8 protein-coding genes are annotated in these 10923 nt (G+C 38.9%); 5 read left to right on the top strand and 3 right to left on the bottom strand.

Features of this window, described 5'->3' with window-relative positions:
- Nucleotides 1-592 precede the first annotated feature (592 nt).
- From GQR55_RS18840 to GQR55_RS18820, 5 genes are all read left to right on the top strand, one after another.
- Nucleotides 593-2404 (top strand): glycoside hydrolase family 3 protein, encoded by a 1812-nt coding sequence (locus GQR55_RS18840; protein WP_166421816.1) that lies wholly within the window; start codon nt 593-595, stop codon nt 2402-2404.
- Nucleotide 2405: 1 nt separating this feature from the next.
- Nucleotides 2406-3137 carry a 5-oxoprolinase subunit PxpA gene (locus GQR55_RS18835; RefSeq protein WP_165740908.1) on the top strand — a complete coding sequence of 244 codons (732 nt, stop codon included), beginning with the start codon at nt 2406-2408 and terminating at the stop codon, nt 3135-3137.
- A 345-nt stretch (nt 3138-3482) separates the two neighbouring features.
- Nucleotides 3483-4169, top strand: coding sequence for a 4'-phosphopantetheinyl transferase superfamily protein (locus GQR55_RS18830; RefSeq protein ID WP_165740909.1), 687 nt, complete (start codon nt 3483-3485; stop codon nt 4167-4169).
- Nucleotides 4170-4616: 447 nt separating this feature from the next.
- Nucleotides 4617-6683 carry a TonB-dependent receptor gene (locus GQR55_RS18825; protein WP_165740910.1) on the top strand — a complete coding sequence of 689 codons (2067 nt, stop codon included), beginning with the start codon at nt 4617-4619 and terminating at the stop codon, nt 6681-6683.
- Between the two features lie 79 nt (nt 6684-6762).
- Nucleotides 6763-7224 (top strand): hypothetical protein, encoded by a 462-nt coding sequence (locus tag GQR55_RS18820; RefSeq protein WP_166377515.1) that lies wholly within the window; start codon nt 6763-6765, stop codon nt 7222-7224.
- 423 nt (nt 7225-7647) lie between these two features.
- Here GQR55_RS18820 and GQR55_RS18815 read toward each other — a convergent pair whose 3' ends face one another.
- Genes GQR55_RS18815 through GQR55_RS18805 form a run of 3 tightly spaced genes read right to left on the bottom strand, consistent with a single transcriptional unit; the run spans nt 7648 to nt 10430 of the window.
- On the bottom strand, nt 7648-8451 hold the full coding sequence (locus GQR55_RS18815; RefSeq protein WP_166421815.1) for a heme ABC transporter ATP-binding protein: 804 nt from the start codon (nt 8449-8451) through the stop codon (nt 7648-7650).
- 3 nt (nt 8452-8454) lie between these two features.
- Nucleotides 8455-9507, bottom strand: a complete 1053-nt coding sequence (locus GQR55_RS18810) for an iron ABC transporter permease (protein WP_166421814.1) — start codon at nt 9505-9507, stop codon at nt 8455-8457.
- 2 nt (nt 9508-9509) lie between these two features.
- On the bottom strand, nt 9510-10430 hold the full coding sequence (locus GQR55_RS18805; protein ID WP_166421813.1) for an ABC transporter substrate-binding protein: 921 nt from the start codon (nt 10428-10430) through the stop codon (nt 9510-9512).
- Nucleotides 10431-10923: the final 493 nt, after the last annotated feature.

Below are 10923 nucleotides of genomic sequence, written 5' to 3'. Positions count from 1 at the left end.
AATTTCCTTTGGCGAGAAAATGGCCGAATTATAACAGCTGGCCATCTAATCTGAGAAATTGCACTTATTATCCGAATTTAGGCATAAATAAATGTGAAATTTTATTCATAAAAGCTGCATCTATTGATGGTGGGTCGATTAAACTGTGTGCTTACAAACTTTTAGAGTTAAAGTATGTGCAGTGTATGTCACACTTAAACCTCGAAGCGATAGCTATAATTTAGTTATCTCGATTACTTCTGCGAATACCTTGCGCTATGTATTTGTTATGGGTAATAAGGAGTCAACCACCATAGAACAAGTCATTTCAAAAGCTCGTACATTGCATTTATAAAAACCACTATAATTATGTATCTATAACTTATAACGTTCAGGTTTTATTGACTTAAAATTATGTGTTTATGTATAAATAAGTTACTAATAAATATAAATATTAAGCAGCTATTAAGTTTATAAAAACACTTGTTTTATGGCTTTGCAGTTGCGTCTAAAAGTCGATAAGCTGCGTATACTTATCTACTTTTTAGCCTTGGAGAGCGTTTTGCTAAATAAGTGTATTGTACCGTCTATCATTTTTTTATCTGGGTGTTTAATGCCATTACAATCTTCTTTCGCTAAATCAACACTTTTTCTTGAACAGCAGCTTGGTCAAAAGTTAATACTCGACTTTCGCTACTACTGTGAGCAAGGTGCGAGTAAACAATGCCGAACGCCAATGACTAGTTTGCCAAGTGAGTTAGCAAATATAGTGACAAAGTATAATATTGGTGGGGTTATTTTATTTTCAGAAAACACTCAATCAATAGAGCAAACCATTACGCTTAATAGCCAATTACAGTCGGCTGCAAGTAAGTCCAGTAGTAAGCTGCCTTTATTTATATCAATAGATCAAGAAGGCGGACGTGTAGCGCGTTTACCACGCGATGTTGCTACATCATTTACCGGTAATATGTCGATTGGCGCAACGTACAAAAAACACGGTACAAGCTTTGCCACAAAAACAGCAACAGTAATAGCTAAAGAGCTAAATTCGCTGGGTATCAATGTAAATTATGCGCCTACGGTTGATGTAAACATGAACCCCGATAACCCTGTTATCAACGTACGCTCATTTGGTGAAAACCCAGCACTCGTTAGTAAGCTAGGCGCAGCTCAAGTTGCAGGGTTTGAAAACAATGGCGTTATTACTTCGTTAAAGCACTTTCCTGGGCATGGCGATACAAATGTAGATAGCCATACAGGTTTGCCTCAAGTAAACCATGTAAAAGAGGTTATTTACGAGCAAGACCTATCACCGTTTAAACACATTATCGCCAAGCAAAACCCTGGCATGATCATGACGGCGCATATCCAGTATCCAGCGCTCGATAGCACAACGTTTGTAAGTGTTGATGGCAAAACCATGATAAAACCGGCAACAATGTCGCGCGCAATCATTACTGATATTTTACGCGGTGAGCTTAATTACCAAGGTGTTGTAGTAACCGATGCGCTTGATATGGCAGGTATTAGTAACTTTTTTACACCAACTCAAGCGGTAATTAATACGTTTGCGGCTGGGGCTGACATTGCCCTAATGCCCGTTGAAATTAGAACGCCGGATGATTTAAACAAGCTCGATGACCTTATTAAAGAGCTTGTTGCAGCGGTTAAATCAAAACAACTTGATGAGCAAGAAATAGCACAATCTGCGATGCGTATTACCTCTCTTAAAAATAAATTTAGATTAAGCACTAATTTTGACCCTATTACCGCGCTTACTGAAGCTAAGCAGGTTATTGGCAGTGCAGCACATCGTGAAATAGAAGCGCAACTTGCTGTAGAGGCTATAACGCAGGTTAAAAATAATAACAGTATTTTACCGCTTAATTTAAAAGCAGGAAGTAATGTTCATATTATTATGCCCGACACGCGTAAATGTATGGCAATGCAGCAAGCAATTGAAGCTACCAGCCAGCAAAAATTCACCTATAGCTGTAGTAGCTTACAAGGGTTCGACCCTGCACTCGCAAAAGCACAAATACACGCTGCTGATATAGTTATAGCCGGCAATGCAACGCCTAATCAAAGTGCGGTAGAAATTGGCGGTATGGATGATTTAAAAGACGATCCTAATTTTGCACTTAATAATGCAGAGCAACCAAAAGCACTTGAGTCATTATTAAATATGGCAAAAGAGGAAAATAAAAGCACTGTTTTTATAAGCCTAAGAGCACCGTACGACATTGCTAAATTTGGTAATTATGCAAATGCTGTACTTGCATCCTACGCATATAATATTGATGTAGATAAAAACGATATTGTATCTGGGCCTGCTTTTACCGCCCTTGCAAAAGTGTTACTGGGTGAAGCGCCTGCTAACGGCGTACTGCCTGTTACAATAAAATCGCAAAAGGCGCATTAATATGAAACTTAATTGTGATTTAGGCGAAAGTTTTGGCGCGTGGAAAATGGGGCTAGACGATGATGTAATGCCACATATTGATATGGCTAATATTGCCTGTGGTTTTCATGCCGGCGATGCCGATGTAATGGCAAGCACGCTCACACTTGCCAAACAATATAACGTACAAATTGGCGCTCACCCCAGCTACCCAGACCTGCAAGGTTTTGGTAGGCGCTCAATGAATCTTAGTACAAGCGAGCTAATAAACTGCCTGCATTATCAAATAGCCGCTATTGAGGGCATGGCAAAAGTACAAGGTTTAACGCTTAGCTATGTTAAACCACATGGCGCGCTTTATAACGACATGATGGCTGATGAAACAATATTAAACACTGTCATGCATGCCATTGCCATCTACCCAACCCCATTAAAGCTCATGCTACTTGCAACGGCTAAAGCACAAAGCCATCAGCAACTTGCCAAAACATACCAATTAACATTAATTTTAGAAGCCTTCGCGGACCGTCAATATACCGATGCAGGACTGTTAGTATCGCGGAATATTCCTGGTAGCGTGCATAATAAATCGGCACTGATTGCGCAAGTAAAACAACTGTTAACTACAGGCTGTGTAACAACTCAATCGGGAAAGGTATTACCTTTACATGCTGATAGTTTATGTGTGCATGGCGATAACGAAGCAAGCATTGCCCTTATTCAGGAGATCAAAGCTCTGTGCCAAACTCGTTAAACACTCAAAAACTAAGTAACCTGAGCTCTGGTTAAGAGATTTACTAAAGTGTTGAATCATGGTGATATTTAAATTTATTTTCTCTAGCCAAAGATTTTCAGTGAAAACAAGGCAAATTTACACGTCAATAGCTGGCCTATTGCAAGTGAATTCAACACAGTTAGCGCTGAAAACAGCTGCTCGATATAGATTTATTATCCAGAGTTCAGGTTAATTAATCATGCATATTGTACATTACGTAATGAGCTTAAGCTCAGCACAGGTCATAAACTTTACTTTATTTATTATATTTTTAACGTACCATTAAAGCGCTACTCTTAATTTTAGGAAAAATGCAAATAGCATATGGAACTTTCCCCTTATACTCAGTTTACACCCTACCTTAGCCACAGCACTTTTTGTTGTAAATTTGATAGTAACCACTTTATTGATAGTGACTTTTCGAGTTATCAGATTTTTTCACCGCTGCAACTTCAAAAAGCAGTCACAAAACGAAAGGCCGAGTATTTGGCTGGCCGATTTTGTGCGAAAAAAGTACTAAACGCACTCGGTATTTCCTCTTTTGATATTCTTTCTAGCAATGATCGCGCGCCGATATGGCCTGATAAAGTTATCGCTAGTATTACCCATACTCAAGGGATTGCAATGGCAATGGCCTCTCAGCGCACAGATATCGCTGGCATTGGTATTGATATCGAACAGCTAATGAGCGCAAAACAAGAGCGAGAGCTACAAGAACAAATTTTGCACCCTAATGACTATCCTCAGTTTAGATTGTTCGCAGAGCAGGTATCACACCCGTTAACCATTATCTTCTCAGCAAAAGAAAGTATTTTTAAAGCTTTGTACGCAAGTGTGAAACAATTTTTTGGCTTTGAAGCGGCTACGCTCATTGCCTTTAATGAACAACAACTGCAATTTAAAATAACCCAAGCACTTTCACCGCAAGTGCCTAAAGACACTTACTTAACCGTATTTTACCAATGTGACAAAAATATAGTGCTCACAGAGTGCGAATTCAAAAATTCCTAGTTATACCAACCTGCATAAACCTTTGAGCAATTTAACGAATTAAATTGCACTATACGTCGTTAAAATTTTTATTTGAAACAAATAGATAAAAAATTTGTCTAGGACCTGTTTATCTTTCGAGGTTAAATTTTCAGCCGTATGCTTGGTATTTAGGCAAGGCTGAGCTTATGTAGTGTGGTTATTCCCCATAAATAGGCGATAACGTTGAATAAATGCCAAATATGCGCTGCCAGTAGGGTAACGCAGGAGCCGTTACCAAGCCCACTAGGTTACAAACCTCACGCCGCGATTAAATCGCCCTAGATTGAAATAACAGCCAAACCACCTCTCTACTGATTAACAATTAAGTTAAAAATACAACATTAATTAACTTTAGTGTTGTATTTTAATACAATTGAATATAGCATTGAAAACAATTATCATTTACATTTACGGAAGGGAGTACCTGTGAAATTTAAGGATGTTTTAATCCCCCTCGCAGCACTTACATCTACTACAGCTTTAGCTAATACTGATAACAATGACGCAGTGGATCAAATGACCGTTATTGAAGTTACTGGAGAGTTATTATCAAGAAGTCTACTACAAAGTGGTAATAGCGTTGTTGTTTTCGATAGTAAAGAACTTGAAAGCCGCCCCGAATTAAGAACCGTAAGAGACGTACTAAGCGAAATTCCAAACATCACAATGGTCACTGGTACTGGTAAAGCTCCAACAGTAAGGGGTATTGATGGTACTGGAGCTGCAGAAAACGCGAATGCATTTTTTGCAGGCAGCAGAGCACGCTTAAACTGGCAAATTGATGGTCGTTCAGCTACTTATAACGAAATAGTTTTTGGCGATTTAGGTATTTGGGACCTTGAACAAATTGAAGTTCTCAGAGGGCCACAAAGTACTTTAGCTGGGCGTAATGCAATAGCAGGTACAATACGCGTAGAAACACAAGATCCGACGTTTGAACAAGAGTTCACAATTCGTGCTGAAGGCGGGAATTTAGACCAAAAACGACTTTCAGCTATTTATAATCAACCTCTTTCTGAGCAGTTTTCCTTACGAATTGCAGCAGATCAATTTGAACGTAGTTCATCTGTTGATTATGAATCTTACCCTGGTGTTAAAGACCCAGCTGACATGGAAGGCCGTGCAATTAGAGGGAAATTACTTTATGAGGGCGATGACAAATACGGTACACGCGTTGTTGTCACACTAACCGATAACAAATACAGTGGTCCAAATAGTGAAATCATTGATTATCCATTTGATCAGCGTCGTTCTAACTTTCCGCAACAACCCGTTCATGTTACGCATACTAAAAGCTTAGGCATTGAATACAGCGCATCATTAACTCAACAACTACAGTTAGAGGTAACGGCTTCAGCAACAGACTTTAATTTTGAACGTAAATCTACGCCAGATGGTTCTAAAGCGAATATTGATAATAAAGAGTTTGTGATAGAACCTCGTTTACGCTATCAAGGTGATAACGGCGAACAATGGGTTATTGGTAGTCGCTACTACACTTCAAAACAAGATGATTGGATCCAATTCATTGTAAAACAAAGCTTTACTGATGATTCAGATAATTTTGCAATTTACTCTGAGGGTGCCCTCCCATTTAGTGACAAATTTGAGCTAACGGCAGGTTTACGCTACGAAAAAGAAAATCGCAAACGTGAAGGCGGTGATCCTGATAGAGCGATTGCAAAAATAGAATCTGATAACGACTACAGTGCCTTATTACCTAAGCTTGGGCTCAGCTACCAAGTAAGTGATACGCATATTGTCGGTTTACAATTATCTCGCGGGTATAATGCAGGCGGCGGCGGCATTTCCTTTGGCGCACCAATTGTTAACTATGAATATGATGAAGAGTACGTAAACTCTTTAGAAATCTATGGTCGTCAGCAATGGGCTAATAACAGTATAAGCACATCTCAAAACCTGTTTTATTCGCAATATACAGACATGCAACTACCTTTTGATTTAACACCTGAAAACTCACGTGATGAAGCTTATGTAGTTAGAAATGCAGACGAAGTAACTACTATTGGTTTTGAATTTAATGCCGATTGGCAGATTAATGATCAGTTCAATCTTTATGGTGGTTTTGCACTGTTAGATTCTGAGATCACTGATTATCCAAACTCAGGCCTAGAAGGGAACTCATTACTTACGGTTCCTTCTGCTTCTATGAAATTAGGGACCACATGGCAATCAAATAATTGGGTTGTTAACGTTAGTGGCCAGTACACTGATGGCTGGTATACCAGTATTTCAAACGATGAAGGCGGTAAAACAGACGCTTTTGCGACCTTTGATACAAGTTTGAACTACGTTATCTCTGAGCAAGCTAAAGTGTATCTTTCAGTACGTAATATTTTTGATGAAGATGCTCCTGTTGCATTGTATCCAGGTACAGCACCTGCTGATAGCAATGAACCTGATACTAACTTTGATACAGCAGTATTGACCCAACCAAGAACTATTAGTGCGGGCATACAGTATACATTCTAATCAATCAGATTTTTCCACAGCAAAGCTAAATCATTTGCCGTGGAAAAATCTATAAAATCAATAACAAAGGTTATTAAGTATGACAACAATTAAATACGATAGCAGCCTCTGGCCATTAGCTGTAACAGTAGCAAAGGGGGAGTGCACGCTAGCAATGCACTTAGACTCTTTAATATCATGGGATCGTTGGTTTGATAGAGCTGAAGCATTTATTGTAGTGCGTGTTTATACAGATGAAGCATCCTTACAACACCCTAAAGGGGCGGGTCCTGCAACACAAGAATGGCTTAAAAATGGTGCGGCAGAGAAAATGCTACAACTTGTTCAAGCGATGCTTATCGTTGTTCCTGAGGAGCAATATCAAAAATTGCAGAATATGAGCGTTCAAAAAGCCTTTGGTATACCTGGAGCCGTATTTAAATCACTTGATGATGCTGCAACATGGCTGCAGGCATCAACCAAAGAGATAGCGATACCTGAAAATATTGAATTACAAGATGTAGCTACACTTGTCCACTCTCATTGCGGTAATACCAATTAGCTTAATTAAGTGATCTATTTTGAGGTAAGCAAATCGTGTTAATAACAAGGCAATAAAGAGTTAATCGTCCCTCAAAGGGAAGCGCATGTTTGGTCTTTATGCTGCGTTATCGCCTATTTATGGGCAGTGACCACACTACATAGGCTCTGCCTTACCTAAAAACCAAACAGGCCGCTGTAAATTCAACCACCAAAATTCAACATGCCCTAGTTATACCAATACCAATAAATAGCTGATCTATTTTACTTGCTAAAACAACCCATTTCTTTGTTGTAAATTTCGTAAAGGGAACAACCATTTACATCAATTTACGCCTAGAACTGAATTATTTTTTTTGCGTAAAATTTAGATCACATACTTAATGGAATTGGTATTACCCCTTTATAAAAACACTCAATAATATGTAATCGATACAACTTAAAATCATATATTTGTGAGTGTTTTTTCCGCCACCATAATGTGGGGAAGTACATCTTCAATATCTGTTTGCAGCTTTGCATTAATATTATAAACATTACTTAAATGGCGCTGTGTTAGTACTTCTTCAGGCGAGCCATGAGCAACAACTTTTCCTTTATCAAGCATGTAAATTCGATCTGCAAAGCTCGCAGCAAGTGATAAATCATGAAGAACAGCAACAACTCCCGCGCCTTGTTTTGCGGTTGTAACGGCTTGGTTCATGACTTCATATTGATGATATAAATCTAAGCTAGCAGTTGGCTCATCAATTAATAAATAAGCATTTTTTTGCTGAGTTAAACTTGGCTGTAATTGGCACAATACACGAGCTAATTGAGTACGTTGCTTTTCACCACCAGAAAGCTGAGTAAAGCATTGCTGTGCTAGGTGAGTAATCCCTACGGCTTTCATTGCATCATTAGAGAACTGTTTCAAGGTAGCCTGCGTGCACTGTTCTTGATGACTAAAATGCGCCATATCAACAACTTCATTAACGGTGAAAGGAAAATCTAACTCGTAGCTCTGGGTTAATACCGCCCTTAATTTAGCAAGCTCTAGCAAACTATACTCATTTAACTCTCGTTGATTAATATTTACAGTTCCGCCACTTAACGGTAAATCTCCTGATAATGCTTTCATTAATGATGATTTACCTGCGCCATTGGGACCAATGATAACTACAATTTCATTTGGTTTTACATAAAAATCAATATTATCCAGCAACGTTTTATGTTTAATTTTTACGCTAAGTTGGTTGCCAATTAACATAGTTCACTTTGCTCCTTGGTAAGTTTTTAACAGCATAATCAAAAAGAATGGACCGCCAATAGCACTGGTTATTAGACCAATGGGGACTTCTGCTGGTAGCATTATGGTACGGGCAAATAAATCAGCAAGGCTAAGCATTAATGCTCCCCCTAACATACAAGCTGGTAATAAATAACGGTGATCTGGGCCTAATATTAAGCGCATAATATGCGGTACTATTAAGCCGACAAAACTAATAACGCCCGTAATTGCGACGGCTGCTGCTGTACAAAGTGCCGTATATATAAAAACCTGCTTTTTCAATTTAGTCACATTAATGCCGACATGCTTCGCTTGAGCCTCTCCTAATAAATACACGTTAAGAGGTTTAGATAAACGTAATAAACCAATACAACAACCAATAATAATACCGAGTGTTGGCATTATCATCGCAAGGTGATTTCCCGCCAAAGAGCCCATACTCCAAAATGTTAAATCACGCAATTGTTGCTCATTACTTACCAGTGTTAAGATACCGATAATAGCGTTTACAATCGCATTTACGGCAATCCCTGCCAGTAGTAGGCTAACAATAGTAAAACGCCCATCTTGCGCGCCCAACCGATAGATAAACATACATACCGCAATACAACTCAAAAATGCCCCTACAGGCACCGCATAGTAGCCTAAGTTGTCGCTAAAATTAGCAAACAAGCTTGTTCCTAATACAATAGTTGCTACTGCACCTAACGCTGCACCACTGGCAATGCCAATCAAACCAGGATCTGCTAATGGATTTCTAAATAAAGCTTGCATTGCAGCACCGCAGGTTGCTAAACCAGCTCCAACAACCATCGAAAGTAGAATACGAGGAAGGCGGATCTGCCAAATTATAGCGTGTTTAAGCTGATCATCTACCGGCTGGGTTAGCATAAGCATCGTCTCGCGCAGCGTTATCACAACCCCTCCCTGACTTAGAGCAATAAAAAATACCAATATACAAATAATAAACAAAACAGGAATAGATAAAACCCGTATCCGTTGTTGCGCTAATAACCTATTTCCTAACGCCAGCATAACTATCGCTCGTCCTGTTGTTTTGTGCTGTTTTCAGCTAATTTTAAAAATCTATATTGATAGCCATCTGGCAAGCGTGTTTTAGGATAAAATGCATGCGCTAGTTCTACGGCCGCTTGAGGCGTTCTAGGCCCCATACTTAACAAATAGAGCGCATCAAAATTGTAAATACGCCCATTTTTTATCGCATTTGAATATTTAAAAACAGATAATATTTCAGCGCTTGGTTGCTGATCATTGGCGCCAATTCCCATACTAATAATCACATCAGGATTTAGTGCCAATGCAGCCTCGCTTGAAATCGTCTGCCAATTAACCACTGTTTGAGCCATCATATTCACTCCACCTGCAATAGTTACCAACTCATCAGCAGTCGTCTCTGCCCCTGCAACCATAAGTTGACTACTGCGGATAACCAAAACTTTAGGTTTAGTACTTGTTTGCTCTAAAATATATGACAAGGCCTTGCGGTCCGCTTGCAAAGAGTCTGCGAGCATATTGCCCTTACTCACAACATTTAATTGTTTGGCTATTTGCTCTATTTTATTTTCAATACGCCAAAAGTTGTCGTTTTCATGCAAGATAACCAAATTAGCGCCAGTGAGCTTTAATTGCTCAACCATTTTTTTAGGACCAATATCTGATTCAGCGAGGATAAGATCTGGATTTAATGACAACACACCTTCAACGCTTATTTTGCGAACATAGCCAATTTGTGGCTTCTGAGTTGCAGCAGCTGGATAAACACTGGTGCTATCAACGCCAACAATGCGTTGTTGTTCACCAAGGGCGTAAATAACTTCTGTTATTGAGCCTCCTGCAACCACTATTCGCTGTGGATTAAGAGGCTGCGAACTTGCATGTACATAATTTTTAGCAAGTAAAGTAACAAACGTAATAAATAAAATAGATGAGAGTTTCATGATGTTAAATTTAGTTTGAAAACAAAAATACTAACAGTTTTCATTCGCAACTTGTAGTTTTTATTATGATTGCTTTAATGTTCTATAAAATTAGTTTAGCCTCTTAGTTAATAAGGTATGTGAGCTTTCGGAGTTAAATGATTTCAATTTAAAGGCTATTTAATCACGGCGTGAAATGTGTAACCAAGTCACCTCATACGGCCCACATTACTCTAATAGCTGTATCCTTGTAAGAATAAGTAAAATACTGGGTAACAAAAGGGTTTCATCACCAAGTCAAACCTAAATAGCAGCGAGTGTCATTTATGCTTGCCATCACCTACTTATGGTAAATAACCACACTATGTAGGCTCTGCCTCGCCTGAATACCAAACAGGCTGCTGCAAATTTAACCTTGAAAGATTAACAGACCCTCATAGGTTAGACATTAAGAGAGAATTGGATTCAGGCCGCATTTTAATCGTCCTTTTTCTTTATCTCTTTTTGGGTTCGC

The organism is Pseudoalteromonas sp. Z1A8 (assembly GCF_011378855.1).
Lineage (GTDB): Bacteria > Pseudomonadota > Gammaproteobacteria > Enterobacterales > Alteromonadaceae > Pseudoalteromonas.
Note: the sequence above shows the minus strand (reverse complement) of the source record. Positions and strands in the feature narration are given on the sequence as shown.

Excerpts from the sequence above, each read along its gene's own strand:
- GQR55_RS18840 (WP_166421816.1), top strand. The coding sequence starts at position 593 with ATGCCATTACAATCTTCTTTCGCTAAATCAACACTTTTTCTTGAACAG.
- GQR55_RS18835 (WP_165740908.1), top strand. The coding sequence starts at position 2,406 with ATGAAACTTAATTGTGATTTAGGCGAAAGTTTTGGCGCGTGGAAAATG.
- GQR55_RS18830 (WP_165740909.1), top strand. The coding sequence starts at position 3,483 with ATGGAACTTTCCCCTTATACTCAGTTTACACCCTACCTTAGCCACAGC.
- GQR55_RS18820 (WP_166377515.1), top strand. The coding sequence starts at position 6,763 with ATGACAACAATTAAATACGATAGCAGCCTCTGGCCATTAGCTGTAACA.
- GQR55_RS18815 (WP_166421815.1), bottom strand. The coding sequence starts at position 8,451 with ATGTTAATTGGCAACCAACTTAGCGTAAAAATTAAACATAAAACGTTG.
- GQR55_RS18810 (WP_166421814.1), bottom strand. The coding sequence starts at position 9,507 with ATGCTGGCGTTAGGAAATAGGTTATTAGCGCAACAACGGATACGGGTT.
- GQR55_RS18805 (WP_166421813.1), bottom strand. The coding sequence starts at position 10,430 with ATGAAACTCTCATCTATTTTATTTATTACGTTTGTTACTTTACTTGCT.